The organism is Aeromicrobium sp. CF3.5, from assembly GCF_051262695.1.
Lineage (GTDB): Bacteria > Actinomycetota > Actinomycetes > Propionibacteriales > Nocardioidaceae > Aeromicrobium.
In genome coordinates this window covers 1-25482 of sequence record NZ_JBIMEZ010000009.1, presented here as the reverse complement: position 1 = coordinate 25482, position 25482 = coordinate 1, and the positions used below count along the sequence as shown (strand labels likewise).

The window sequence follows — 25482 nt, the reverse complement described above, 5'->3', positions numbered from 1 at the left end:
TCAGCCTCACACACCACCGGTCGCGTCCTTCGTTACAGTGAGCGCGTGAACGACGCTGACGCACAGATCGAAGAGAAGCCCGAGCTGCACACCACGGCCGGTCGCCTGTCCGACTTCCTGGAGCGCCGCGACGCTGCCGAGGTCGAGATGGCTGCCCGCGCCCACGAGAAGCAGAGTGCCCGGGGTCGCCAGAGTGCGCGCGAGCGCATCGACCAGCTGCTGGACGAGGGGTCGTTCGTCGAGCTCGACGCCCTCGCACGCCACCGTGCCACCGACTTCGGTCTGGAGAAGAATCGTCCCCTCGGAGACGGCGTCATCACCGGTTACGGCACGATCGACGGGCGCCAGGTGTGCGTGTTCAGCCAGGACTTCAGCGTCTTCGGCGGCAGCCTCGGCCAGGTCTACGGCGAGAAGATCGTCAAGGTCATGGACCTGGCGATCAAGTCCGGCTGCCCCATCATCGGCATCAACGAGGGGTCGGGCGCTCGCATCCAGGAGGGCGTCGTCTCACTGGGCCTGTACGGCGAGATCTTCCAGCGCAACGTGCACGCCTCCGGCGTCATCCCGCAGATCAGCCTGATCATGGGCGCCAACGCCGGCGGACACGTCTACTCCCCCGCCGTGACCGACTTCGTGATCATGGTCGACAAGACCTCCAACATGTTCATCACCGGTCCGGACATCATCAAGACCGTCACCGGCGAGGACGTCACGATGGAGGACCTCGGTGGCGCTCGCACGCACAACACGCGCAGCGGAAACGCCCACTACATGGGCGCCGACGAGGCCGACGCGATCGAGTACACCAAGGCCCTCATCGGCTTCCTGCCGCAGAACAACATGGAGGAAGCCGAGGTCTTCGACGAGCCTGCGGATCTCGCGCCCAACGAGGCCGACCAGGCGCTCGACACGTTGATCCCTGACTCGACCAACCAGCCGTACGACATCCGCACGGTCATCGAGACCGTGGTCGACGACGGGGACTTCCTCGAGGTCCAGCCGCTGTTCGCGCCCAACCTCGTGATCGGCTACGGCCGCGTCGAGGGCCGCAGCGTCGGTGTCGTCGCCAACCAGCCAATGCAGCTCGCCGGTTGCCTGGACATCGATGCCTCCGAGAAGGCCGCACGGTTCGTGCGCACCTGCGACGCGTTCAACATCCCCGTCCTCACCTTCGTCGACGTGCCCGGGTTCCTGCCGGGTACCGACCAGGAGTGGAACGGCATCATCCGCCGAGGTGCCAAGCTGATCTACGCCTACGCCGAGGCCACCGTCCCGCTGATCACCGTCATCACCCGCAAGGCCTACGGCGGCGCCTACGACGTGATGGGCTCCAAGCACCTGGGCGCCGACATGAACATCGCCTGGCCGTCGGCACAGATCGCGGTCGTCGGTGCGTCCGGCGCCGTCGGCATCCTGTACCGCAAGGAGCTGGCTGCCTCGGACGATCCGGACACGCTGCGCGCCCAGCTGATGACCGAGTACGAGGACACGTTGTGCAACCCGTACCTCGCCGCCGAACGAGGCTACGTGGACCAGGTCATCGCACCGCACCAGACGCGTGCCGAGATCGTGAAGTCCCTGCGTCTGCTCAAGACCAAGCGGGAGACCCGGCCGCCCAAGAAGCACGGGAACATCCCCCTCTGATGCCCCAGGACACGCCCGAGGAGTCCGCAGCACCCGCCCAGCCCGTGCTGCGGGTGGTCAAGGGCGATCTCACCCCCGAAGAGCTCGCCGCGCTGGTTGTCGTCGTCGCGGCGCGCAACGCTGCCGCCGCCCAGTCGGCGTCGCGCAGGCCTGGTCGCCGCCGCTCCGAATGGGGGCATCCCGCCCGCCTGGTGCGTCAACCTCTCCGGGTCGGTGCCGATCAGTGGCGCCGCTCGGCCTGGGGCTGACCGTGACCCTGCAGCACACACGCGACGTCGCGCTCGCCGAGTGGTGGGCCGGGGCCGCTGTGCACTGGTCGACCCTGGTCGAGCTGGGTCCGCCCGGATTCGAGGCCTACTGCCGAGTCAGCTTTCCCGTCGGCGACGTCTGGCGGCCCGAGAGCGAGGTCTTCGACGACCTCGCCTCGCTCCTGCGCCAGCACACCACCGATGCCGGACGCGAATGCCTCTTCGCCCTCTGGGACGGCTGGGGAGACATCGACGGCACCGAGGCCGTGGGCATGCTCACTGCTCTGAGCGACACCGGCCAGTGGTTCACCCGCATGTTCGGCAAACCCCGTCCGCCGCAGGTGCCTCCTGCGTTCGGGGCGACGATCATGGGTGCTCCGCGAGTGGCCATCGGCGAACGGCAGTTCCTGCTGTTCCGCGGACCGCTCGACCAGGCCGGATCCTGGGGCGCGCGCCCGATCGCGGTCGACTGGCCGGCGCGCCAGATCAGCATCCCCAACCTGACGTGGCCCGCCGATCACAGCTGGTCGGTCGCGGCCGACGCGGGTCACAACACGATGGGCATCGGCGGGTCGCGGCGCCTGATCGAACGCATCGTCCTGCACCCACGGCTCGACGCCCGTCACGTCACCTACCCGGAGGCCGCATGAGCACCATCCGCACGGTTCTGGCTTCCCAGTCAGCGGCCCGACTCGCGACGCTCCGCTCAGCGGGCATCGATCCCGAGGTCGTGGTCTCCGGAGTGGACGAGGACCGCGTGGCCTCGAAGAACGCGGCTCACCTGAGCACGGCCCTCGCGCAGATGAAGTGCAGGGCGGTCGACGAGCTGCTCGGTGACCCAGAAGCTCTGGTGATCGGTGCGGACTCCGTCCTCTCCTTCGAGGGCGACATCCTCGGCAAGCCCATCGGCCCGGTCGAGGCGGCCGGACGATGGCGACGCATGCGCGGCGGATCAGGTGTGCTGTTCACCGGTCACTGCGTGCGACGCGGCGGCGAGGAGTTCGTGGAGAGCGCCCAGACCATCGTGCACTTCGCCGACGTGACCGACGACGAGATCGACGCCTATGTCGCGACAGGTGAGCCGCTGAACGTGGCCGGTGCCTTCACGATCGACGGCCTGGGTGGGGCGTTCATCCGAGCGATCGAGGGCGACCACCACAACGTCGTCGGGTTGTCGCTGCCACTTCTGCGCGACCTCGTCGGTGATCTCGGCATCGCGTGGCCGACGCTGTGGAACCGTCTGCCCTGATCGAGCGACTCGTGGGCCGTTCTACGTGACTCCTCACCGGGTCTACGTGACTCCTCACCGGGTCTGCGTGACTCCTCGGCGGTCAGAGGCGACGGGGGGCCGCCTTGGAGCGCAGCGCGGGGGCCACGGGACGACCGTGCAGGAATCCGTCGACCGAGCCGGTGTCCAGGGCCGCCCGGTAGACCGCGCAGGCCTGCGCAACCGCATCGATGGTGTGCTCGAGGTCGGCGTCGGTGTGGGCCGCAGACACGACGAACGACTGTCCCAGCACACCGTGGCGCACCAGCTCCTGCAGGAACAGGGTGCGCCAGGCCTGGCTGGGTTCGCCGTCCGGGTCGCGCGTCCCGAAGACCAGGCACGACGGTCGGCCACCGACCGTCACGTGATCGGTCAGGTCCATCGCAGACGCCACCTGACGCACTCCTTCGGCAAGCCGTAGTCCTGCAGCCTCCATGCGACCCACCGGGTCTGTCGTCCGATAGGCCTCGGCAACGGCGAGAAATGCAGCCAGTCCGCCCGATTCTGGGCCGTGTGTCGTGGACAGGAGGAACACTCGGTCGGCGTCGGTGTTCAAACCACCGAGCTCCATGACCTCGCGACGCCCGGCCAGCGCGGAGACCGGGAAGCCGTTGCCCATGGCCTTGCCCCAGCACGACAGGTCCGGAGTGACGCCGTAGACGTGCTGAGCACCGCTGGCCGACCAGCGAAACCCGGTGATCATCTCATCGAGCACCAGCAGCGTCCCGTGCCGGTCGCACGCCGCGCGCACCCCGGCCAGGAAGCCCGGTGCGGGCTCCACGGCACCGGTGGCGGCCTCGAGGAAGACACAGGCCACGTCGTCGCCGGCCAGGGCCGACTCCAACGACTCCAGATCGTTGTAGTCGAATCGAACCGTCCGCTCGATCGCGCCGCGGCCTGTTCCGGCCGACATGTCGGTGCTCGCGATGAACCAGTCGTCGACCGAGAAGAAGGGCTGACGACAGATCGCCACCGTGTCGCGACCCGTGAAGGCTCGAGCCAGACGCAGGGCCGCAGTGGTGGCGTCTGATCCATTCTTGGCGAACTTGACCATGTCCGCCGTCGGCACGAGCTCGAGGAAGGCCTCAGCCGCCTCGAGCTCCAGCTCCGTGGGCCGACTGAAGTTGCTCCCCCGCCCGATGGCTGCGCTGACCGCGTCGACGACCGGTCGAAACCCGTGCCCGAGGGTGACCGACCGCAGTCCCATGCCGTACTCGACGTACTCGCGACCGTCGACGTCCCACACCCGGGCTCCCTCTCCATGGGTCAGCACGGGGGCAGCTCCCTCGGGGTACTGATCGGACCCACGAGCGTAGGTGTGGGCGCCGCCGGGCACCACGCGGTGCAGGCGCGCCTGCAGGTCGGTGGAGCGCGGCAGCATCGGCTGATCGGTCACGAGGTCGCACCCTCGTTGGCCACCGTGGCTGCGACACCGGCCAGGGCGACGAGGAGGAACTGCAGCGTCGAGATCTGCTGGAAGGCGGGAACGTCGAGGATCAGCCCGATCACGATGAGTGCGGTGATGGAGCCGACGATGCCGTTGACGAGCTCGCTGGTGCTGTCGTCACCGAGATCTGCGAACCGACGACGGGCCGCCACGGCCACGAGCACGATGCCCAGGAGCAGCACCACCAGGGCCAGAAGTCCCAGCAGTCCACCCTCGACCGCGCGCCCCAGGTAGTAGTTGTCGAGCACAGGTTGTTTCTGCACGTCGTACGTGCCGATGCCCTGACCGAACCACAAGTGGTCGGGCATCGCGGCGAACGCATAGTCCAGGCCGTTGCTCCGCGAGGCCAGGGACGCGTCCTGCGATCCCCCGGTCAGCACATCGGCGATGCGGGTGACCACGGAGACACCCAGCGCCATCGCGATGAAGACCGCCACGATCGCTGCACCGACGAGCGCGGCAACCCGCCGCACCGGCCACGACCAGGCCATCACGACCAGTGCGACCACGGCCGCGATCACGGCCGACCGCGAGATCGTCGACAGCGCCGCGATCAGCAGCACCAACGATGCGAGTGCCCACAGCACCCCGGTGTGGCCCCGACGTCGTTCGGCGGCCGTCAGAGCGACCGCGAGCGGAAACGCGACGGTCAGGACCGCGCTCAGCTCCAGCGGGTGCCCCGCCATGCCCTGGGGGCGCACACTGCCGGCTCGTTGCAGGTCACTGGTCAGCAGCGAGCCCTGGTCCGACAGGCCGGGCACCGAGATCAGTGAGGACAGATCGAGGTTCAGGTACACCGCCAGCAGCCCGACGACCCCACTGAGCGTCGCGCCGACGACGATCCCGCGCATCAGATTCTCCAGGCCCGCGCGGGAGCGAACGACGACGAGGATGAACAGCACCAGGCCCAGCAACCAGGACTCGCGCACCACGGCGAGCAGCGAGTTCGTGGCTGCGGTCTCGTCCGGACCGCGCAGCATCAGAGCGGCTGAGGAGATCAACGTGGTGGCCATCATCGCCATGACCAGCAGCAGCGTGGTGCGGTGGGGCGCTGCGATGGTCTGCCTCGCCAACCAGCACAGCAGCAGAGCGACCAGGCAGCCGTACACGATCACCACGCTGGGCGTCAGGCCCAACGAGAACGGGACGACCTGCGACTGGCGAGTGCCGAGCGTCAGGATCGCGACGACCGCCACGACTCCAGAACCGAAGCCGGCAGCCGACCGTTGATCGACCGAACCCGTGGGACGCGCGACGCTATCCATGATCGCGGTACGACACGTGGTCGCCGAGATCGACGACCGTCCGCCCGTCGTGGTCCCGATGCAACCCCTTCTCGTTCAGCCGCTCCTCGGCACGCAGATAGGCGGCACGCTGTTCCGCGCGGGACCATGCCAGATGGCTTCCACTGCGCCGATAGTCATCGCGAACCATCTGACGCAGGATCTCCTGACGACGCAGTGAGCCCGGCCGGCCGGCAGAGACGGCGCCGCGGGTCGCCGGTGCTGGGTCGACTGGTTCCGGGTCGACTGGTGCTGGGTCGACTGGCTCCGGGTCGACTGGTTCCGGGTCGACTGGTTCCGGGTCGACTGGTTCTGAATCATCTGGTTTTGAATCATCTGGTTCTGAATCATCTGGTGTTGAGTAGTCGTCCCATGCTGAGTCGACTGGTTCTGAGTCGACGGGTGCTGAGTCCTCTGGTGCTGAGTCGTCCCACGCTGGACGCGTCAGGGTCGGAGCGTTGAAGACCACGCCCGGAACGCCGCCGCCGACCGTCGTCGGCCGCGGCTCGGGCGAGGGGCTCGGGCTGGACGTCCGCTTCGACTTGGGCTTGGGCTTGGGCTCCACCACCTCCGCCTGTGGTTCCGGCTTCGACTTCGGCTTCGATGTGCGCTCCGACTCCGGCGCCGGCTTCACCTTCGACTTCGACTTCCGCTTGCGCGTGCGCTCCCGCTCCGACTCCCGCTCCGACTTGCGTTCGGACTTCCGCCTCGACTTCCACTCCCGCTTGCGCTCCCGCTCCGACTCCCGTTCTGACTTGCGTTCGGACTTCCGGCTCGACTTCCGCTCCCTCTTCGACTCCCGCTCCTGCTTCCGCTCCGACTTCCGCCTCGACTTCCGCTCCCGCTTCGACTCCCGCTCCTGCTTCCGCTCCGACTTCCGCTTCCGCTCCGACTTCCGCTCCTGCTTGGACTTCCGCTCCGACTTCGACGTCGACCGCTCGTCGGCAGCGGCAGCGCGGCGCTGCGATCGCCGTTCGAGCAGCGGCATCGCTGCGACGAGCACCAGGAGGCTCACGAACCCCGCTGCGAGGCCGAAGACGCCGGCGGCGCGCACCTGGGGGTTTCCCACCAGAGCCGGAGCGGTGGGCGGGCTGGAGACCACGATCTCGGCCCGGGTCGCGGAGGGAACGTTGGAGGCCGACTGGACCGCGGTGAGCTGCGCCGAGGCCTGGTTGGTGAGCACGCCGATGGCAGCCTCAGCGCCCCCGGCGGTCGCGGCCGTGGCGGTGAGGTTCACCTGGGGGGTCAGCTGGGCCGTGGCGTTGTTGCTGCCGCTGAGGGTGTCGGCGTCGTACTGTCCGCTGCCGCCGGCCGCGACCACGCGGTCGCGAACCCCGTCGGACTCCAGCTGGGTGGCGACCACGAGGGCCAGCTGCGCGGTGCTGAAGTCGAGGCGCGTGAAGGGATTGTCCATCGTGCCGTCGGCCTCCGGGGTCATCGGCGGCACGACCAGCACCGTGGCCGAGCTCTGATACGTGTTGGCCGCTCGGTCGTACCCCAGGTAGCCAGCCGCAGCAGCCACCACGACGATCAACAGCAGCGCGACGGGTCGACGCACCAACGAACGCATCAGTTCGTCCACTCTCATGGCTCCTCCTCAGACAGGTACTCTCCCTGTATGAGCACGCGGGGCATCGATCATGACGGGAACTTTCGCCTCGATCGACTTTCTCGACGGACCGCGGCCACGCCGATCGGGCCGGTCCGGATCGGCGACGACCTGATCTTCCTGCGGCAGGCCCGCTGGTCCGACGGGCCCGCATGGGTCGCGACCCGTCGTCGAGACGGCCAACGCATGCGAAACGTCTTCGGCGAGACCAGCCTGACCACCTGGGTCGAGCACCTCGTGGAGCAACGACGCGCCGTCCGGGCCGGACTCCGCGTGCCCCTGCTCGCCACCCACGTGGACGGGCGCGTCCTCGGTGAGGTGAACTTCCACCTCGACCCCACCACCGGCTCCGCCGAGATCTCGTTCTGGTTCGCCCGCGGGACGTCGCGAGACGTCACCGCCTGGGTCACAGCCAGCAGCCTGCTCCGGCTGTACCAGCTTCCGGCGCGCGTCCCCCGGGTGATGGCCCCGATCGCCGCGAACAACCCCGGACCACGACGCCTGCTCGCTCACTGGGGATTCACCGAACGTGCGGTCTCGCGAGAGCTGCGCCCGTACGACGGAGTGCCGGTCGACCACGACATCTGGTGGCTCGAGCGCGACGCCGACCAGCTGGCGGACCTGGCGCGCGGCATGACCGATCCCATGCTCTGAGCGCACGCCAGGACTAGCCGACGGCCCTCCTGAGCAGATCGGCCAGCGAGGCACTCATCGCCGCAGACGTGAAGTCGCGCCGGGCCGTCTGCGCCGCCGCGGCTCCCATCGCCTCGCAACGATCCGGATCGAGCAGCAGGGCACGCAGGGCTCCGGCGAAGGCCTCCGGGTCGTTCGGTGGGACCAGCAGGCCGGTCTCCCCGTGCACCACATAGTCCGAGATGCCCGGATTGGCGGTGACGACGAGCGGGCGACCACTGGCCATGGCCTCGAGCACGACGGTCAGTCCCGAGCCCGTCGGCGTGGGGCGAAGGGCCACGGCCACCACGCTGCTGCGGGCGTAGAGATCTCGCATCCGCCCGCCCATCCGCTCGGTGTGCAGCGTGTCGAGGGCCGGATCGATCGAGACCGGGAGTGCGGTGGCCAGCTCGAATCGCAGATCGGGCAGCTGCCGCCGGACGCGATGCACCGCATCGATCAGCAGGTCGTGGTCGCGGAAGCGGTCCTCCCCCGCGCTCACCACGAGCTGGCCGGCCAGCTCCCACGCATGCTCCGCGTAGAAGTCGGTGTCGATGCCCACGGGCACGTAGTGGACCTCGGGCACGTCCCACTCCGCCGACAGGATCGGAACCATGGCACTGCACTGGGTCCACACCGATGTGGCGCGCGACAGGGCGCGCTGCACCAGGTGCCGCTGCACCGGGGCGGTGGCGTCGCGGGTCGTGAGCCAACCCACCCCCGTGACGACCGGCGCCGCGGACCGCCGGTGTCCACGCAACGCCGCCGGAACACCCGTCCGCTCGTCGTAGGCCAAAGTCACGTCAGAAGATCGTCGTTGCATCCTCTTGCTCATCGTGTGGTGCTCGACCAGCTCGAGTCCGCCCGTGCGGTGCCGCACCGATCGCGCCGCCCGAGCACGAACCCCTGTCAGCTCGCTGTCACCGAACGTGACGTCGAATCCGTGGTCATGAAGGTGGTGCAGTCCGTATGGCGACGCGTCGGGAACCTCACCAGCCGCCGAGCGATCGGCCCACTGTCGAGACGACGTTCCCACCGGAAGAGGGATGTACACCCGCACGCGTTGACCTCTCCTCGGATGACTCCGACGAGGGTAGCGCTGGTCGTGCCCCCCAGCGCAAGACCCTCCTGGTGGATTCGAGTCCCTCAGCTCGACGGATGGCCGGAGCCTTCAGTCAACAGCTGATCTTTCGCATCGCCGGGATGCTGGCCTCGATCTTCACCCTGTCGATCACGGTCCGTCACCTGGGTGGCACCACGTACGGTCAGCTGACTGCTGCCATCCTGTTCATCTCGTTGTGGACCAGCCTCACCGAGCTGGGCATCGGGGCGGTCATCGTGCGTCGCGTCACGGGGGCGGGGGCCGACCTCGGCCACCTGGTGCGACTCAACACCGGACTGTCCCTGATCTACTGCATCCCCCTGTCGGCAGCGGCGGTCGGCAGCGGCGTCGTCATCTACTCGCTGCAGGACACGCCCGAGGTGGTGCAGCTCATCCCGATCGTCGCGATCGGTCTCACGCTCACGACCATCAGCAGCTGCCTGGATCCGGTGTTCCTCGCCACCGTGCGATTCACCGCCGTGGCCGTCTCGGACGTGCTCGGTCGAGTTCTCTCGTTCGGCCTCACGCTCGTCCTGGTGCGTGCGGACGCGGGGCTTCTGTGGTTCGCCGTGGTGCAGCTCGTCCCCCCGATCATCGTGCTCGTGGTGCAGGGCATCGCTGCCTCGCGCCTGATCGACTGGCGGCCCATCTTCGATCTCGGCGAGAGCTGGGACCTGATCAAGGAGAGCCTCCCGCAGACCGGTGTGCTGATCATCGGCGTCCTGTACTGGCGCCTCGACGGCGTCCTGCTGAGTCTGCTCGGCACTGCGGAGTCGACCGCCACCTACTACGTGGCCTACACGTTCGCCTTCACGCTCTCGGTGGTCACGACCTTCTTCGGCGCCTCGACCCTGTCGACGACGACGCGGCTCTTCGCGGAGGACTCCCGGGCCTTCGCGGAGTTCATCGGACGTGCCGTGGAGTCGATGCTGTTCGTGGGCCTCCCGATCGCCGTGGTGGGCACGATCCTGGCGGCGCCGATCCTCGAGCTGATCAGCTCCGAGGAGCTGACCGATCAGGCCGGGCTCACCCTCGCCCTGCTGTTCGTCGCCGTCGGCATCACGTTCATCAACTCGGTGTCCTCCGAGGCCCTGTTCGCCTCGCACCAGCAGGTGTTCCTGCTGCGGCTGAACATCATCAGCCTGGTCATCAACATCGCGCTCAACCTCGCGCTCATCCCGGCCATGGGAGCCGTGGGAGCCGCCGTCGCTCTCATCGTGACCGAGCTGATCGGTCTCGTGGTGACCACGATCCGCCTGAGCCAGCTCAGCGACTACCGCACGCCGTGGCTGTTCCTCGCTCGATTGTCGATCCCCGTCATCGCCTCGGCTGCGGTCGCCGAGCTCCTCCACGAGGGCTCCGCATCCTTCGTTCCGGCCCTCCTGGCCGCCGTCGTCGTCTACCTCGGGGTCAACCTCACCCTGGGGCCCGTCCGGATCTCGACCGTCCGCGAGCTCCTGCGCCGTGAGGACACCCGATGACCGATCGCCCCCTCGCCGTGCTGATCGTCGCGTACCGCACGCCGTTCCTGCTCGAGGCGTGCCTGGCTGCCGTGGCCGAGCACCTGCCCGACGCCTCGGTGCACGTGCTCGACAACTCGGCCGAGCACGCAGCCGAGGTCGATCCCGTCGAGCAGTCCCACCCCGAGGCCATCTGGCACCGCGGTGGTCCCAACCTCGGTTTCGCCGCCGCCGTCAACGTGCTGGCCACGACCGTCGCAGGTCACGACCTCCTGCTGCTCAACCCCGATGCCGTGCTGCAGAGCCCGCTCACCTCGACCCTCGCCGCCATGCGGGAGCCCGACGTGGCCGTGGCCGCTCCTCTGGACGTCGCCGCGTCGCCGGCCGGGGCAGAAGCCTGGGACGTGGCCCACCGCGAACGCACCGTGATCAGCGCCTTGGTGTCTGCGGCCGGGTACGCCTCCCGGCTCCGTGGAACCCCCCTCTCCGAGCTGTACAGGACTCCACCCCAGGACGTCGACGGCTACCTGACGGGCGCCTGTCTCGCGATCAACCGCGCAGCATGGGACGAGATTGGCAGCTTCGACGAGGAGTTCTTTCTGTACGGCGAGGAGACCGAGTGGCAGGCACGGGCCCGCGCCGCCGGGTGGCGTCTCCGCCTGGTCGACGAGCCCGGCATCGTGCACGAGGCTGCTGGCACCACTCGTTCGTCCTCGGTCGCGGCGCGCCGCTCCGGCGACCTGCTGCGCGCCAACATCGCGCTCGAGATCGGCCACCGCACCTCCCACCGCCGTGCCGATGCCTACCTGGCGGGCACGTCGTTGCTCGATCACCTGCAGCGCTCCAAGCGCAGGCACCGTCGCGAGCACCCCAGGACCGACAAGCCGGCGGTCATCCTCACGATCAATCGTCTGGTCTACGGCGGGGCCGAGCGGCACCACGTCGTGCTCGCCACCGAGCTGGTGCATCGCGGGTACGACGTCACGATCGTGTGCCTGCAGCGACTCGGCCCCCTCATCGCCGAGGTGCCGCACGCCGTTCGGGTCGTGCGGCAGCCGTGGTGGGCGCCGGACGTCGACCTGCCGGACGGTCCGAGCATCCTGATCACCGGGGACACCAACACCGAGACCGGGTTCGGCACCCTGTGGCGGCGACGTCGTCGTGACCGCCGGTGGCTCGTCGGCGCGCACGTCCCGCCGAATGCGGACGGTCCGACCTACTCCCCGGCGCTGGCCCGTGCCATGCGGCGGGCCGATGGCTTCATCGCCCTGTCGCCGCGTCACCGAGAACAGCTCGGCGCACACGGCGATGTCGCGCGGCACTGGTTCGAGGTGCCGAACGGTGTCGTCCACGCCGCCGACCTGGGCGACGTGCCATCACCCCCGCCCCTCCGCGACCCCCTGCGCTTGGTCATGCTGTCGCGCATCGTCGAGCACAAGAACCCCCATCTCCTCGTCGAGGCACTCGCCGGTCTTCCCGACCTGCCCTGGACGCTCGACATCTGGGGCGACGGCCCGGATCGGGTCCGCCTCGAGGCCCTGACCCCGACCGACCTGCGCGATCGGGTGCGGTGGCGTGGCTGGTCCGCAGGCCCGGGCCCGGCACTGGCTGAGGCCGATGTCGTGTGCCTGCCGAGCCGGGCCGAGGCGTTCCCCCTGACCATCCTGGAGGCCATGGCACGCCGACTGCCGGTGATCGCCTCGTCCTCCTGCGCCGTGCCCGACGTGCTCGATCATGGTGCCGCCGGCATCGTCGTCGACGACGTGACGGTGGCAGGGTGGCGCCGCGCCTTGGTCGACCTGTTCGACCGGCGTGCCGATCTGTCCGAGCTGGCCGATCGCGGATTCGAACGGATGCGTGAGCACTACACGATCGAGTCGATGGCCGACGGCTACGAGGCCGCAATCCGCGAGACGATGCACCGATGAAGGTCCTGTGGCTGTCGCCGTGGATGCGTCCGCTCTCGCGCGTGCAGACCGACGCGTTGCGTGCGGCCGGAGCCGACGTGCGACTCGTGACGACCGACCAACACCCCGAGTCCGGCCCCGCAGTGGACGGCGAGTGGGTCGTCGACACCCGGTTCAAGCGACCCTCGACGTGGCCTGAGTTCTGCCGGCTGCGACGCCAGGTGCGCGACTTCGCTCCCGATGTCGTGGTGACCGAGCTGGTGCGAGATCCCCGCTGGATGCTGCTGGATCGCTCGGCGCCGCGGGTCGACATCGTGCATGACGACCGTCCGCACGACGACCACGAACAGCTGCCTGCATGGGAGCGCCGTGCCTTCGCCCGCTGGCGGGCCAGCTCCTGCCTGACGATCACGCACAGTCAGTACGTCAGCGACCGGGTCGCCTCGACCCGTGCTCGCGTGCCGACCACCGTGACTCCGCTGGCCAGCGATCTTGCCGAGTCGCGCGTGCCCGCACTCGTTCCGGCCCGGGAGAGACGCGACTTCGTGCTCACCGGTCGGCTCAACGGGTACAAGAACATCCCGCTGGTGCTGGAGGCCTGGACCCGACACCGCGAGGGCCCCGGCCACCGAGGCGACCACCTGATCCTGATCGGGGAGGCCGATCAGGATCTCGACCTTCCCCTCGGGGTGCGGTGGGAACGTGGTTCCTTCCGCTACGCGGACAAGGTCGAGACGATCGCACGGGCCAAGGCGTCCGTCGCCCACTACCGACGGGCGACCCAGAGCGGCGTGCAGGTGCTGGCCATGCAGCTGGGCGTCATGCCGATCGTGTCGGACCAGGGCGGGCTGCCCGAGCTGCAACCTCCCGGCGGGCCCGTCGTCGACATCGACGACGTGGCCGGGCTCGCCCGGGCGTTCGACGTGCTGGCCGACTCCGAGCACGCCGCAGACGCTGGCATCACGGCCCGTCGGGCGTTCGAGCAGCGACACGCCCCCGCGGCGGTGGGCGCTGCGCTCAGCGAGGCCCTCGGGCGGGTCGCCCGAGCCTGACCCATAGGTCGGTCAGGGCCGCGTACCACCGCGACACCTCGAAGTCCTCCGCACGCTGGCGCGCCGCGGCCCTGAGCCGTCCTCGGCGATCGTCGTCCTCGACCAGCGACGTCAGCGCCGCGGCGAGACCGCTGATGTCCCCCGGATCGACGAGAAGACCCTCGACGTCGTGGCTGATCACGTGGGGAATTCCGCCCACCGGGGTGACGATGGGAGCGAGTCCGTGGGCCATGGACTCCAGCAGAGCCATCGGGAGCCCCTCGTCGTAGCTGGGGAGCACGAACACCTCGGCCTGCGCCATGAGCGCGTCTCGTTCCGCAGGTGCAAGCCACCCCCGCACCTCGATGGTGTCCTGGAGGCTGGCTTCGCGGACCGTCCGCACCATCTCATCGACCTCTCCGTCGCCGGCCAGCACGATGTGCAGGCGTGCTCGGCTCGAGATCGACATGGTCTCCACCGCTGCCACGACGTCATAGCTGCCCTTGCGCACCCCGAGTCGCCCGAGCGCGACCGCCGTGACGACGGTGGGACACTCGCCGCCGTCTGCCTGCTCCGGTCCGACCTGTCTCGTCGGGGGAAGCACGACCGGATTGTGCAGGACCACGAACCGGCCCACCGGAAGCTTCAGCAGCGGCGCGAAGGTGTCGACGTGACTGCTGCCGAGCACGACCCAGCGATCGGCTCGCAGGGCCCAGCGGGCAATGGACCGGACGACGGGGTGGAGGCGCGACATCCATCCGGCGAAGTCGTAGCTGTGGGCGTGGATCACGGTGGGAACCCCGCGCATGCGCGCGGCCAGCAGCGGCGCCGCCTTGCGCACCACGCTGCCCCCGTGGGCGAGGTGGACATGCAGGACGTCGACGCGACCGGCCAGCACGAGGGCTGAGGCCACCGCCATGCCACGGACCCCGAGAGCGAGCCGGCGTGGTGCCGATCGGTCGATGAACGTGGCGACGACCCGGACCGTGACGGACGGGTCGGGGTGGGCGGCCATCAGCGTCATGACCGACGCCATGCCGCCTCGGCTGTCCGGTCCGGCGGGAGCCGGGCCCACCGCGAGCACGCGCAGGGGCGAGTCGACCTCAGCCATCGACGACACGCCCTAGGATCAGCAGCATGCGGCGTCCGATCGGTGAGGTGCTCCGCACCTGGCTGATGCTGCTGCTTCCTGCGCTGCGCATCGGGGTGCGACGTGCTCGCCGGTTCCGGTCGACGCGGCACCGCGTCGACGTCGGCCCCGTGCAGGGCGACACGCCCCACGGGTCCGTGTCGTTCGAGCTCGGCCCACGACGTCCGGTCCGACTCGCCGGCCACACCGTCGGTGAGGTGACGACGCATGACGACGCGGGCACCTCGACCGCCGAGTCGGTACTCAGCTGGACGGTGGACTCCCCGGCAGCGTCTGTCGTCGCCGTGCTGACCGTGCTCGCCGACGCGTCGTTCGAACGGGGCAACCATCGCGCTGCGGTGTGGGCGTGCGAGGAGCAGTCCGTCGTGATCGAGGCACTGCCGAACGCGGGCTTCCGGCTCGAGGGTGCTGGATCGCCGCCCTGGGGCGACGTCCGGCAGTGGACCCTGTGGGCCCGGCTCAGCACTGATCCTCCGGTGACGTGATCCAACGGCCCTCCAGCTGGGGCCAGGCGCACCGCAGCTCGGGTTCCAGGTCCGGCAGCGTCACGTAGACCGTGTCCGGTGACGCCGCGACGAGGTCCTCAGGTGCCACGATCGGCACGTCGGTCGCAGGCATGCGTCGCCCCTGCTTGGCCGGTGAGCCGTCCGCGACGGCCGCGACGAGGCCACGGTCGAGCCGAGCCAGTGCGAACAGCGCGACCGTCCGGGACGCCGCACCATAGGCCATCACCGACCTGCCCTGGTCCCGCAACGCGGTCAACCAGGCACGCAGGCGCTCGGTGTCTCGGTCGACGCTGTCCTGCAGCTCGGACAGGGCAGTGGGATCGGCGACACCGAGCCGGGCCTCGTGGGCCGCGATCTGCTCGACCCGCGTCGAGGCCGGGTGGTCGCCGTGGCGGGCAGCGATCAGCAAGGTCCCGTCGACCACCTCCCCTGACTCGATGCTGCCGTACAGCGCGAAGGTCGCGGCGTCGACGACACTCATCCCCACTGCGGCCAGCAGCCGCTGCAGCGAGGTCAGCGAGTAGTAGGCGGCGTGCCCGTGGCGCAGCGAGGTCCACTGGCGGGCCTGCACGATCGCAGCGAGCGTGTGGACCTGGACCATCAGGACACCGTCGGCGGACGTGGCGTCGGCCCGCACCTGCCAGGCGGCCTGCTGGTCGGGCTCGTGCATGACGCCGAAGCTGTCGAGCACGACGTCGGCGGCGGCAGTCGTCTCACCGACCACGTGTCCGCGGTCGACGAGCAACGGCAGCCACGTCCCGCCGTGCGGGCTCGGAAACTCACGAACCGTGCTGCGCGCCCCGCGGGCGGGCAGCCATCCAGCCGCCTCGGCAGTGCTCACCGCGACCTCTGCCTGGTCCATGAGTGCTTGCGGCTCCACGCCCCGGGGCTCCTCGGGAGCCGTGTCGTCCTGCACGATCTGCGCCAGGGCACAGTCGCCGCAGATCATCATGGCCAGCGGGCTCGACCGATCAGGTCCGGGGTCGGACCGGGCCGGAAAGACGTCCGCCGGTGGCACCGATCCCAGATCGAGCACGAGCGTGGTCCGCGGTGATCGGCAGGCACAGCACTGCGGGGTCGTCACGGCGAACCCTCCGATGCTGCGATAGTGACCGCATGCGAGTCGAGACGACCACCCTGCCCGGTGTTCTCCTGCTGATTCCCGTGCCGAGCAGCGACGATCGCGGATTCTTCACCCGCACCTTCGACACGGAGATCTTCGACGCCCATCAGTACGCATCCGGCGGGTCGGTGCGGTCGGGAGACTTCACCCAGGACTCGCAGTCGCGTTCGCATCCGCAGGTGGTGCGCGGCATGCACGGACGACTCGGGCGCGGGGAGGCCAAGCTGGTGCGGTGCGCGCGCGGTTCGGTGCTCGACGTCCTGGTCGACGCCCGCCCCGGGTCGCCGACATTCGGTCGTCAGGAGTCCTTCGTGCTCGACGACGTGACGCACGCCCACCTGTTCGTCCCGCCCGGCATGCTGCACGGTTTTCAGGTGACCAGCGACATCGACGCCGACGTCTGCTACCGGATCGACCGACCGCACGAGCCGTCCGAGGACGTGTCGGTGGCCTTCGACGACCCGGATCTGCAGATCGCCTGGCCGCTGCCGATCGGCGTGGTGTCGACTCGCGATCGTGCGGCAGGCACCTGGGAGGACCTGACCCGACGCCTGGAGCAGTAGGTCGATCACGACGACCGGACTCTCATCGACTCATCGAGCGTCCCCGCGCTCTGGCGACGCTGCAGGTGGGCCAGACGGGTGAATCGCTGGTCGAAGTCGACCTGGGTCAGGCCGCACTCGACGTACTTGTCGTACAGCTCACGCGCGCCGTCGGCGATGCTCCACGCGGCGTCGTAGCCGGGCAGCAGGTCGCGCACGCGGGAGAAGTCCACCCGGTACGAGCGGGGGTCGCCCGCGGTCTCGCCGGTGATGTTCAGCGTGGCATCGGGCACGACGTCCGCGACGGCCTGCGCGATCTCGGCGACCGTGACGTTGTTGCCCTCGGTGCCGACGTTGAACGCCTGGTCGTGCACGACCTCACGAGGAGCGTCGAGAGTCGCGATGAAGGCAGCGGCGATGTCGCGCGCGTGGACCAGCGGCCGCCACGGGGTGCCGTCGGACAGCACCGTGATCTCACCGGTCAGCACGGCGTGACCGACCAGGTTGTTGAGCACGATGTCGGCGCGCAGGCGCGGCGAGAAGCCGAACGCGGTCGCATTGCGCAGGCAGGACGGGCTGAAGGTGTCATCGGCCAACGCCGACAGATCGCCCTCGACCAGCACCTTGCTCTCGGCGTAGGGCGTCAGCGGGTTGAGGGGAGCGTCCTCGCCGACCAGTCCGTCGCCGGCCGAGCCGTACACCGAGCACGTCGAGGCGTAGAGGAATCGGGAGACACCTGCGGTCCTGGCCGCGGTGGCCAGTCGGGTCGAGGCGCGGTGGTTGATGTCGTAGGTGATGTCGGGTGCGAGGGCACCGAGGGGGTCGTTCGACAGCGCGGCGAGGTGGACCACCGCGTCGAAGCCCTCGAGATGATGCGGCTCGACGTCGCGCAGGTCGAGGGCCAGCGTGGAGGGGTCGTCCACCGGGGGGCCGAGGACGCACTCGGCAAAGAGTCCCGAGTCGAGGCCGGTGACCTCGTGCCCGGCCTCGACGAGCAGCGGCGCCATGACCGTGCCGAGATATCCTTGGTGCCCGGTGAGCAGGACCTTCATGCGTGACCTCCGAGATCAATGAGCCATTTGTCCACGACGAAGGCCTCGGCGTGGGGTGCCCGGCACTGGATGCCACGCAGCCGGGACAGGGCGAGGAACGACGAGGGCTCGTACCAGTCGTGCAGATGTTGCGACGGATAGCTGTCCATCAGGATCTGCACCTTCTGCTCGGCCGTCCGGTCCGACAACGGCACGAAGGCGGTCGGCTGGGGTGTGTCGGTCTCCCACTTGAGGATCTCGTAGCCGAGCATCAGATGGTTGCGGAACTCGGTGGGCGCGATCTCCGCCAGCAGCCGGTGGTCCTGGTGCGCGTCACGGCGCTGGGGGCCGAACACGACCTGGGCGGAACTGGTGCTGGCGAAGTCACGGACCGCATCCTTGACGGCGTCGTAGTGCGCCGGGGTTCGGCCGTCGGGGAGGTCGTGCACCGTCAGCTCGAATGACCCCACGAGCGACGTGAGGGCGGTCCGTTCCTCGACCTCGCGCTCCGTCCCGCCGCCGGTCAGCACCAGCGCTCGCACGGTCAGATCGGGCTGCGCGGCCGCGAGGGTCAGCAGCGTGCCGCCCATGCCGATCGCGAGATCGTCGCAGTGAGCGGCGAGCAGGGCGATCTCGGTGACGTGCCCGAGTCCGAGGGGCATCACGCGGTCGTCACTTCTCCCACACGGCCCACGGGCGAGAGCCGTCGGTCCACGCGTGGTCGAGCTCGGCACGCTCCTTGAAGGTGTCGGCCGGCTTCCAGAATCCGTCGTACTGGTAGCCGAGGAGTCGACCATGCTCGAGCAGGGCGCCGCACGCGTCGGCGACGAGGTCACCATTTTCTGGCAGGTGGTCGAAGACCTCCTGGCTCAGCACGAAGTACCCGCCGTTCTCCCCCATCGGCAGATTGCTGACGGGTTGGATCTGCACCACCCGGCCGTCGGCGCCGACGTCGACGACGTGGAACGACGACTGCGGTGGGACCACGATCATCGAGGCAGCAGCGCCGGTGGAGCGCACCCGCTCGACCATGTCGTCGAGCGGTGCGTCTGAGAGGACGTCGGCGTAGTTGGCCAGGAAGTACTCGTCGCCGTCGAGGTAGGGCCGGACCCGGCGCAGCCGTTCGCCGATCGGCGTCTCCAACCCGGTGTCGACGAAGGTGATGGTCCAGTCGCAGACGTCGGACTGGGCGCCGGCGTCGCCGAGGACCTCGACCCGCCCTCCGCGCAGCACGAAATCGCTGGTCTGTCGGCGGGCGTACTCGGCGAAGAAGTCCTTGATCTGCTGCGCGCCGTAGCCGAGGCAGAGCACGAACTCGGTGTGGCCGAAGTGCGCGTAGTACTTCATGACGTGCCACAGCAACGGCTTTGACCCGACCATCTGCAACGGCTTGGGCAGCATGTCCCCCTCGCCGTTGCGCATGCGCATGCCGTAGCCACCACAGAACAGGACGACCTTCATGATGCGACCACCTCGGGGCTCGTGAGGACGGGGTGCACGTCGGGCAGCGGCGAGATCAGCTCGCCACCCCACGCGGTGACGAAGGACAGCTGACGAGCGATCTCGGTCTCGAGGTTCCACGGCAGGATCAGCACGACGTCCGGCTGATCGGCCTTGATGCGGTCGGGCGCGTGAATCGGGATGCGGGTGCCCGGGGTGAATCGACCGTGCTTGTACGGGTTGCGGTCGACCGTGTACTCCAGCAGGTCCGAGCGGATGCCGCAGTAGTTGAGCAGGGTGTTGCCCTTGCCCGGTGCGCCGTATCCCACGACCCGCTTGCCGGCCGCCTTGGCATCGAGCAGGAAGCGCAGCAGGTTCTGCCGAACGAGCTGGGCGCGCGGCTCGAGGTCGAGGTAGCCGGCCACCTCGTGCAGTCCTGCGGCCTTCTCCGCGGCAAGCGCCTCATCGACCGCCGCAGACGGCTCGCCGGCGATGGCCTCGGGCCGCGCCCACACCCGGATCGAGCCACCGTGCGAGGCCAGCAGCTCGACGTCGACGACCGTCAGGCCGGCAGTCGCCAGCGCCCGGGTGATCGACAGGACGGTGTAGTACTGGAAGTGCTCGTGGTACACCGTGTCGAACTGTCCGAGCGTGACCAGGTTCAGCGCGTGGTGCACCTCGATGGTCAGCCAGCCGTCGTCGGCCATCAGGGTGCGCAGGGCCCGGGTGAAGCCGAGCAGGTCCGGGATGTGGGCGTACACGTTGTTGGCGGCCACCAGGTCGGCCGGGCCGTGCTCGGCCCGCACCTGGTCGGCCAGTGCCTCGTCGAGGAACGCGGTCAGGGTGGGAACCCCGCGCTCGCGGGCGGCCTCACCGACGTTGACCGACGGCTCGATGCCCAGACAGGTGATGCCGCGCTCGACCACGTGCTGCAGCAGGTAGCCGTCGTTGCTGGCGACCTCCACGACCCGCGAGTCCGCACCGAGCGCGAGCCGCTCGACCGCGGTGTCGACGTACCGCCGGGCGTGCTCGACCCAGGAGTCGGAGAAGGACGCGTAGTACGCGTAGTCGACGAACGTCTCCTCGGGCAGGATCAGCGCGGGGATCTGCAGCAGGAGGCAGCTTTCGCACAGGTGCAGGTTCAGCGGATAGGTCGGTTCAGGGGCGGCCAGGCCTTCTGCGGTCAGGAACAGCTCACACGGCGGTGTGGCGCCCAGATCCAGGACGCTTCGCAGGCGTTCGGATCCGCACAGGCGACAGGACACGGGATTCTTCTCTCCTCGAGGTGCGATACACCGACGAAGAGGGTTCCGCGACCCTTCTGTGACGCGACTCGGCCCGAATTTCTCCGGCTAGGTCACGCGTGAGCCAGTCACTCGACCGGCAGGCCAAGACCCCGCGCGATCAGCATGCGCTGGATCTCCGAGGTGCCCTCGCCGATCTCGAGGATCTTGGCGTCACGGTAGAACCGAGCCACCGGGTACTCCTCCATGAAGCCGTAGCCGCCGAACACCTGGGTCGCGATCCGGGTGGCGTCGACGGCGGCCTCGGAGGTGTACAGCTTGGCGATCGAGGCAGCCTGCTTGAACGCCGCTCCCCCGACGCCGGCGTCCTTCATCGCGGCTGCCTGGTAGGTCAGGGCACGGCCGGCCTCGGCCTTGACGGCGAGATCGGCGATCTGGAACGCGACTCCCTGCTTGCTGCCGATCGGCACGCCGAACGTGGTCCGTTCACCTGCGTACTGCACGCACGCATCGAGGCACCCCTGGATCAGCCCGACGGCCAGGGCCGCGATCGCGACGCGGCCGTCATCGAGCGTGGCCAGGAACTGCGCGTACCCGCGACCGCGCTCGCCCAGCAGGTGGTCCTGCGAGACACGGACGTCGGTGAACGACAGCGGGTGCGTGTCCGAGATGTGCCATCCGAGCTTGTCGTAGGGCGCCTCGGCGACGAAACCGGGCGTTCCCGCCGGGAGGATGATGGCCGAGATCTCCGGCGAACCGTTCTCGCGAGTCCCGGTCCGAGCGGTGACGGTCACGCACGAGGTGATCTCGCTGCCGGAGTTCGTGATGAACTGCTTGGCCCCGTTGACGACCCACTCGCTCCCCCCAGATTCCGACGAGTCGAGCACGGCCTTGGTGGTCGAGGCCGAGGCATCGGATCCGGCTCCGGGTTCGGTCAGGCCGAAGCCCGCCAGCTTCTGCCCGGCCACCAGCTCGGGGAGCCACTGCTGCTTCTGCTCCTCGGTGCCGAAGGTGAGAATCGGGTTGATGCCGAGGCTCACTCCTGCCTCCAGCGTGATGCCGATCGACTGGTCGACCCGCCCGAGCTCCTCGATCGCGATGCACAGGCTGGTGAAGTCGCCATCGGCCCCGCCGAACTGCTCAGGAGCGGTGATGCCGAACAATCCCAGATCGCCCATCTGACGCACGGTGTCGATCGGGAAGTGGTGGTCCTTGTCCCACTGCGCCACTCGCGGAGCGATCTCGCCCTCGGCGAAGTCGCGGACGCTGCGTCGGAAGGTCTCGTGCTCGGGCGAAAGTTCATACGGCATGCCCTGACCGTAGCAAGATGAGGTTAACGCCCGTTAACCACGCGCGACGTTCTAGACTGCGGCAGGCATCCACCTGCACAGCACGCACCACCTACGAGGAGTCAGTTCTGTGAGCAAGCCCCTGTCGAAGGTCCTGATCGCCAACCGCGGCGAGATCGCCGTACGCGTGGTCCGGGCGTGCAAGGACGCCGGGATCGGCTCGGTCGCCGTGTACGCCGAGCCGGACCGAGATGCGTTGTTCGTGCGGCTCGCCGACGAGGCCCACTCGCTGGAGGGCTCCACCCCCGGCGACTCCTACCTGTCGATCGACAAGATCATCGCCGTGGCTCAGAAGTCCGGCGCCGACAGCGTGCATCCCGGCTACGGATTCCTCGCCGAGAACGCCGACTTCGCCCAGGCCGTCATCGGCGCCGGGCTGATCTGGATCGGACCGCCGCCCTCGGCCATCGAGAACCTCGGCGACAAGGCCAAGGCCAAGCACATCGCCGAGAAGGCCAAGGCTCCCCTGGCGCCGGGCACCAAGGACGCCGTCGAGACTGCAGACGAGATCGTGGCCTTCGCCGAGGAGCACGGTCTCCCGGTCGCCATCAAGGCCGTCTTCGGTGGTGGCGGGCGCGGCCTCAAGGTCGCACGCACCTTGGAGGAGATTCCCGAGCTGTTCGAGTCGGCCACCCGCGAGGCCGTCAGCGCCTTCGGCCGTGGCGAGTGCCTCGTCGAGAAGTTCCTGGACAAGCCGCGCCACGTCGAGACCCAGTGCCTCGCCGACAGTCACGGCAACGTCGTGGTCGTGTCGACCCGCGACTGCTCGCTGCAGCGTCGCCACCAGAAGCTGGTGGAGGAGGCGCCCGCGCCGTTCCTGACCGAGGACCAGGTGGCGCGTCTGTACGAGTCGAGCAAGGCCATCCTCAGCGAGGCCGGGTACGTCGGCGCCGGAACCTGCGAGTTCCTGGTCGCCCGCGACGGCACCATCAGCTTCCTCGAGGTCAACACGCGCCTGCAGGTCGAGCATCCGGTCTCCGAGGAGGTCACCGGTCTGGACCTCGTGCGCGAGATGTTCCGCATTGCCGCCGGCGAGGAGCTGGGCTACGGCGATCCGGAGATCGTCGGCCACTCGATCGAATTCCGCATCAACGCCGAAGACGGCGGCAAGGGCTTCCTGCCAGCGCCCGGCACCCTCACGAAGTGGGCTCCCCCGTCGGGACCCGGCGTGCGGATCGACGGCGGCTACGAGGAGGGCGAGACCGTGCCCGGCGCGTTCGACTCCCTGGTGGCCAAGCTGATCGTCACGGGCCGCACCCGCGAGCAGGCGCTCGAGCGTTCGCGTCGCGCCCTCGACGAGTTCGTCGTCGACGGCATGCCCACGGCGATTCCCTTCCACCGCTCGGTCGTCGACGACCCGGCCTACACCGCGGCCGATGGCTCGTTCGACGTCTACACCACGTGGATCGAGACCGACTACGACAACCAGCTCGAGCCCTACGTCGGCACGTCGGAGATTGATGAGCCCGGCGAGCGCGAACGTGTGGTCGTCGAGGTCGGCGGAAAGCGCATCGAGGTCGTGCTTCCCGGCGGACTCGGAGCCACTGCCCCCGCTGGCGGTGCCAAGAGGCCCAAGCGCAAGGCCGGCGGGGGCGCCGGCGCTGCTGCGTCCGGCGACTCGCTCACCGCTCCCATGCAGGGCACCATCGTCAAGGTGAGTGTCGAGGAGGGTCAGGAGGTCGCCGAGGGTGACCGGATCTTCGTCATCGAGGCCATGAAGATGGAACAACCCATCAATGCCCACAAGGCCGGCGTGATCACGGGCCTGTCGGCCGAGGTCGGCGCTGCGGTGGGTTCGGGTGACGTCCTCGCCGAGATCAAGGACGCCGAGCAGGCCTGAGCGGTTCGCAGCGCGTCAGCGGCGAACGGGCGGGACCTCGGGAGGTGCGTGCTGGTCGACCTCGCCGTAGGCGATACCGGCTGCCCACACCAGCACGGTCACACCCGCCCACGTGAGCCAGCCGTCGATCGCGAATCCTTCGCTCGGGGTCACGCGGTCGGTGATGAGTAGTCCGAGGTACGTCAGCACCAGGCCGCCGATGATCACGTAGGCGCGTGTGAATCGGCTGACCAGATTCATCACGACACCCCGCAGCACCAGCGTCAGGATCGTGAAGAGCACGACCGCGAAGGCGAACCAGCCGAGCTTGATCGTGAATCCGGGCAGCACCCACGCTGCGAACGCGATCGACACGATGTTGGCTGCGGCGGCCAGGGCCGCCGAGCGGGCGAACGAGGTCACGTGGGCACGCACGGACTCAGTGTGACTCAGAACCCGAACCAATCCGACTTCAGGCCGAAAGCGAAGCGCGCGACCGGCCCACTGACCGTGACCGACCCCCTGGATCCCACCAGCTTCAGCGAGACGACGCGTCCGCCCATGTCGCCATGGCCGTTGCGCTTCACGACCTCGAGCCTCGTCAACGAACCGATGGACGGGTTGGCGCGCTCGATGGTCGACACTGCCACTGTGGAGGTCCAGTCGTGGTTGGGGTTGCCCGAAGCGCCATCCCACGGGTCAGCCACGGCCCTCAGATAGGGCTGGCTGCCCGCGTTGGTGAACCCTCCCGAGGATGAGGAGAACTGGGTCAGGGCCGGTGCACTGCCGTACATCAGGACTCGATTAGAGGTCGAGGCGACTGCGGCGTCCGTGCGCGAGTCTTCCGCGCTGGCGCCTCCGTACACCTGGCACGAGGTCGTGTCGCAGATGTCATAGTACCGGCTCGAGCTGATCGAGCGCAGTCCGTAGGTTCGCGCCGCGATCGCCTGGGAACGCAGCGCCTCGGTCGGCCACGATGCGGGCACTTCACGCGCGAGGACGCCGCGTGTGTAGTCATCAAGGTTCAGCACGTTGACGGTGCGGCGAGTGGTCGCTGAAGAGCTCGACTGCGCGGCACGGATCTTGTACCGGTACGTTGTCGTCCCACCACCGGGCAGCGCCAGACGCATCGTGGTCGCCGCGAAGTCCGCCGATCCGCTCCACGTCATGTTGTTGTAGGTCCGCCAAGTCGATCCGGACTTGTACCGCAGCACCGACTTGCGCCGATCAGCGGACAGCGGCTCGATCCGCCAGTACGACACGGCACGTCCGGACACCGTTGTCGGAAGAGAGAGGCTCGTCGAGCCTTGCAGGAACCTCAGACCCGACTGCGCCACGACAGCGGTGGAGCCGTCATCGTCTGCGCCTACCAGGACGCGGATGTACCGAGCTTGCGACTTCAGGGCCGTCCCGGGGTAGTAGGTGGCCAGAATCTGTGAGGCGAGTTTGCCCTGCAACGCCCCACCACGGGCGCCGTACTGGCTCATGCCGATGCCGTGTCCGTAACCGTGGCCGTCGAACGTGACGCTGCTGGCCGAGCCGACGCTGCGGGTGTTGACCGAGTTAGTCACGCTGCTCGTTTTGGCAGTGACCTTGCTCGAGTATGGA

At 68.9% G+C, this 25482-nt stretch carries 24 protein-coding genes; 11 read left to right on the top strand and 13 right to left on the bottom strand.

What is annotated here, in order from left to right:
* The first annotated feature begins 45 nt into the window (after positions 1 to 45).
* From ACHAA3_RS14745 to ACHAA3_RS14730, 4 genes are read left to right on the top strand one after another with little or no spacing between them, the layout of a single operon-like run.
* A complete protein-coding gene (locus ACHAA3_RS14745; protein WP_435709799.1) occupies positions 46 to 1644 on the top strand; it encodes an acyl-CoA carboxylase subunit beta in 1599 nt (532 codons plus the stop codon).
* Complete coding sequence (locus ACHAA3_RS14740; RefSeq protein WP_435709798.1) at positions 1644 to 1892, top strand: acyl-CoA carboxylase epsilon subunit; 249 nt, start codon at positions 1644 to 1646, stop codon at positions 1890 to 1892. Before ACHAA3_RS14745 ends, ACHAA3_RS14740 begins: the two co-directional genes overlap by 1 nt.
* 2 nt (positions 1893 to 1894) lie before the next feature.
* Complete coding sequence (locus ACHAA3_RS14735) at positions 1895 to 2542, top strand: hypothetical protein (protein ID WP_435709797.1); 648 nt, start codon at positions 1895 to 1897, stop codon at positions 2540 to 2542.
* On the top strand, positions 2539 to 3141 hold the full coding sequence (locus ACHAA3_RS14730; RefSeq protein ID WP_435709796.1) for a Maf family protein: 603 nt from the start codon (positions 2539 to 2541) through the stop codon (positions 3139 to 3141). The genes ACHAA3_RS14735 and ACHAA3_RS14730 overlap by 4 nt, the downstream gene beginning before the upstream one ends.
* A gap of 82 nt (positions 3142 to 3223) precedes the next feature.
* Here the strand turns inward: ACHAA3_RS14730 and ACHAA3_RS14725 are convergent, their stop codons facing one another.
* From ACHAA3_RS14725 to ACHAA3_RS14715, 3 genes are read right to left on the bottom strand one after another with little or no spacing between them, the layout of a single operon-like run.
* Positions 3224 to 4555, bottom strand: a complete 1332-nt coding sequence (locus tag ACHAA3_RS14725; protein WP_435709795.1) for a glutamate-1-semialdehyde 2,1-aminomutase — start codon at positions 4553 to 4555, stop codon at positions 3224 to 3226.
* Positions 4552 to 5871 (bottom strand): O-antigen ligase family protein, encoded by a 1320-nt coding sequence (locus ACHAA3_RS14720; protein ID WP_435709794.1) that lies wholly within the window; start codon positions 5869 to 5871, stop codon positions 4552 to 4554. The genes ACHAA3_RS14725 and ACHAA3_RS14720 overlap by 4 nt, the downstream gene beginning before the upstream one ends.
* Positions 5864 to 7477, bottom strand: a complete 1614-nt coding sequence (locus ACHAA3_RS14715; RefSeq protein WP_435709793.1) for a hypothetical protein — start codon at positions 7475 to 7477, stop codon at positions 5864 to 5866. Before ACHAA3_RS14715 ends, ACHAA3_RS14720 begins: the two co-directional genes overlap by 8 nt.
* Positions 7478 to 7507: 30 nt before the next feature.
* Here ACHAA3_RS14715 and ACHAA3_RS14710 point away from each other — a divergent pair, with 30 nt between their 5' ends.
* Complete coding sequence (locus tag ACHAA3_RS14710; RefSeq protein ID WP_435709792.1) at positions 7508 to 8152, top strand: GNAT family N-acetyltransferase; 645 nt, start codon at positions 7508 to 7510, stop codon at positions 8150 to 8152.
* A 13-nt stretch (positions 8153 to 8165) separates the two neighbouring features.
* Here ACHAA3_RS14710 and ACHAA3_RS14705 read toward each other — a convergent pair whose 3' ends face one another.
* On the bottom strand, positions 8166 to 9230 hold the full coding sequence (locus ACHAA3_RS14705; RefSeq protein WP_435709791.1) for a glycosyltransferase family 4 protein: 1065 nt from the start codon (positions 9228 to 9230) through the stop codon (positions 8166 to 8168).
* 98 nt (positions 9231 to 9328) lie between these two features.
* On the opposite strand from ACHAA3_RS14705, the gene ACHAA3_RS14700 reads away from it, so the two are divergent.
* From ACHAA3_RS14700 to ACHAA3_RS14690, 3 genes are read left to right on the top strand one after another with little or no spacing between them, the layout of a single operon-like run.
* Positions 9329 to 10753, top strand: coding sequence for an oligosaccharide flippase family protein (locus ACHAA3_RS14700; protein WP_435709790.1), 1425 nt, complete (start codon positions 9329 to 9331; stop codon positions 10751 to 10753).
* A complete protein-coding gene (locus ACHAA3_RS14695) occupies positions 10750 to 12660 on the top strand; it encodes a glycosyltransferase (protein ID WP_435709789.1) in 1911 nt (636 codons plus the stop codon). The genes ACHAA3_RS14700 and ACHAA3_RS14695 overlap by 4 nt, the downstream gene beginning before the upstream one ends.
* Entirely contained in the window at positions 12657 to 13691 is a 1035-nt protein-coding gene (locus ACHAA3_RS14690; RefSeq protein ID WP_435709788.1) for a glycosyltransferase family 4 protein, read from the top strand. The genes ACHAA3_RS14695 and ACHAA3_RS14690 overlap by 4 nt, the downstream gene beginning before the upstream one ends.
* Here the strand turns inward: ACHAA3_RS14690 and ACHAA3_RS14685 are convergent.
* The gene (locus ACHAA3_RS14685) at positions 13657 to 14781 is read right to left on the bottom strand and encodes a glycosyltransferase family 4 protein (RefSeq protein WP_435709787.1); all 1125 of its coding nucleotides are present in this window, start codon (positions 14779 to 14781) and stop codon (positions 13657 to 13659) included. The two genes, ACHAA3_RS14690 and ACHAA3_RS14685, sit on opposite strands and share 35 nt — an antisense overlap.
* A 26-nt stretch (positions 14782 to 14807) precedes the next feature.
* On the opposite strand from ACHAA3_RS14685, the gene ACHAA3_RS14680 reads away from it, so the two are divergent.
* Positions 14808 to 15305 (top strand): hypothetical protein, encoded by a 498-nt coding sequence (locus ACHAA3_RS14680; protein WP_435709786.1) that lies wholly within the window; start codon positions 14808 to 14810, stop codon positions 15303 to 15305.
* Here ACHAA3_RS14680 and ACHAA3_RS14675 read toward each other — a convergent pair.
* Positions 15280 to 16410 carry a class I SAM-dependent methyltransferase gene (locus ACHAA3_RS14675; protein ID WP_435709785.1) on the bottom strand — a complete coding sequence of 377 codons (1131 nt, stop codon included), beginning with the start codon at positions 16408 to 16410 and terminating at the stop codon, positions 15280 to 15282. The genes ACHAA3_RS14680 and ACHAA3_RS14675 overlap by 26 nt on opposite strands.
* Positions 16411 to 16442: 32 nt before the next feature.
* Here ACHAA3_RS14675 and ACHAA3_RS14670 point away from each other — a divergent pair, with 32 nt between their 5' ends.
* Positions 16443 to 17012 (top strand): dTDP-4-dehydrorhamnose 3,5-epimerase family protein, encoded by a 570-nt coding sequence (locus ACHAA3_RS14670; RefSeq protein ID WP_435709784.1) that lies wholly within the window; start codon positions 16443 to 16445, stop codon positions 17010 to 17012.
* A gap of 5 nt (positions 17013 to 17017) precedes the next feature.
* Here the strand turns inward: ACHAA3_RS14670 and ACHAA3_RS14665 are convergent, their stop codons facing one another.
* From ACHAA3_RS14665 to ACHAA3_RS14645, 5 genes are all read right to left on the bottom strand, one after another.
* Positions 17018 to 18043, bottom strand: a complete 1026-nt coding sequence (locus ACHAA3_RS14665; RefSeq protein ID WP_435709783.1) for an NAD-dependent epimerase/dehydratase family protein — start codon at positions 18041 to 18043, stop codon at positions 17018 to 17020.
* Positions 18040 to 18684 carry a PIG-L deacetylase family protein gene (locus tag ACHAA3_RS14660; protein ID WP_435709782.1) on the bottom strand — a complete coding sequence of 215 codons (645 nt, stop codon included), beginning with the start codon at positions 18682 to 18684 and terminating at the stop codon, positions 18040 to 18042. Before ACHAA3_RS14660 ends, ACHAA3_RS14665 begins: the two co-directional genes overlap by 4 nt.
* A 10-nt stretch (positions 18685 to 18694) precedes the next feature.
* Positions 18695 to 19483 (bottom strand): glucose-1-phosphate cytidylyltransferase, encoded by a 789-nt coding sequence (locus ACHAA3_RS14655; RefSeq protein WP_435709781.1) that lies wholly within the window; start codon positions 19481 to 19483, stop codon positions 18695 to 18697.
* The gene (locus ACHAA3_RS14650) at positions 19480 to 20727 is read right to left on the bottom strand and encodes a class I SAM-dependent methyltransferase (protein ID WP_435709780.1); all 1248 of its coding nucleotides are present in this window, start codon (positions 20725 to 20727) and stop codon (positions 19480 to 19482) included. The genes ACHAA3_RS14655 and ACHAA3_RS14650 overlap by 4 nt, the downstream gene beginning before the upstream one ends.
* A gap of 107 nt (positions 20728 to 20834) precedes the next feature.
* On the bottom strand, positions 20835 to 22016 hold the full coding sequence (locus ACHAA3_RS14645; RefSeq protein ID WP_435709779.1) for an acyl-CoA dehydrogenase family protein: 1182 nt from the start codon (positions 22014 to 22016) through the stop codon (positions 20835 to 20837).
* A 109-nt stretch (positions 22017 to 22125) separates the two neighbouring features.
* Between ACHAA3_RS14645 and ACHAA3_RS14640 the strand changes: the two genes are divergently transcribed.
* On the top strand, positions 22126 to 23895 hold the full coding sequence (locus ACHAA3_RS14640) for an acetyl/propionyl/methylcrotonyl-CoA carboxylase subunit alpha (protein ID WP_435709778.1): 1770 nt from the start codon (positions 22126 to 22128) through the stop codon (positions 23893 to 23895).
* A gap of 15 nt (positions 23896 to 23910) precedes the next feature.
* On the opposite strand, the gene ACHAA3_RS14635 is transcribed toward ACHAA3_RS14640, so the two are convergent.
* Positions 23911 to 24309 carry a hypothetical protein gene (locus ACHAA3_RS14635; protein WP_435709777.1) on the bottom strand — a complete coding sequence of 133 codons (399 nt, stop codon included), beginning with the start codon at positions 24307 to 24309 and terminating at the stop codon, positions 23911 to 23913.
* Positions 24310 to 24323: 14 nt separating this feature from the next.
* Positions 24324 to 25445, bottom strand: coding sequence for a SpoIID/LytB domain-containing protein (locus ACHAA3_RS14630; protein ID WP_435709776.1), 1122 nt, complete (start codon positions 25443 to 25445; stop codon positions 24324 to 24326).
* Positions 25446 to 25482 lie beyond the last annotated feature (37 nt).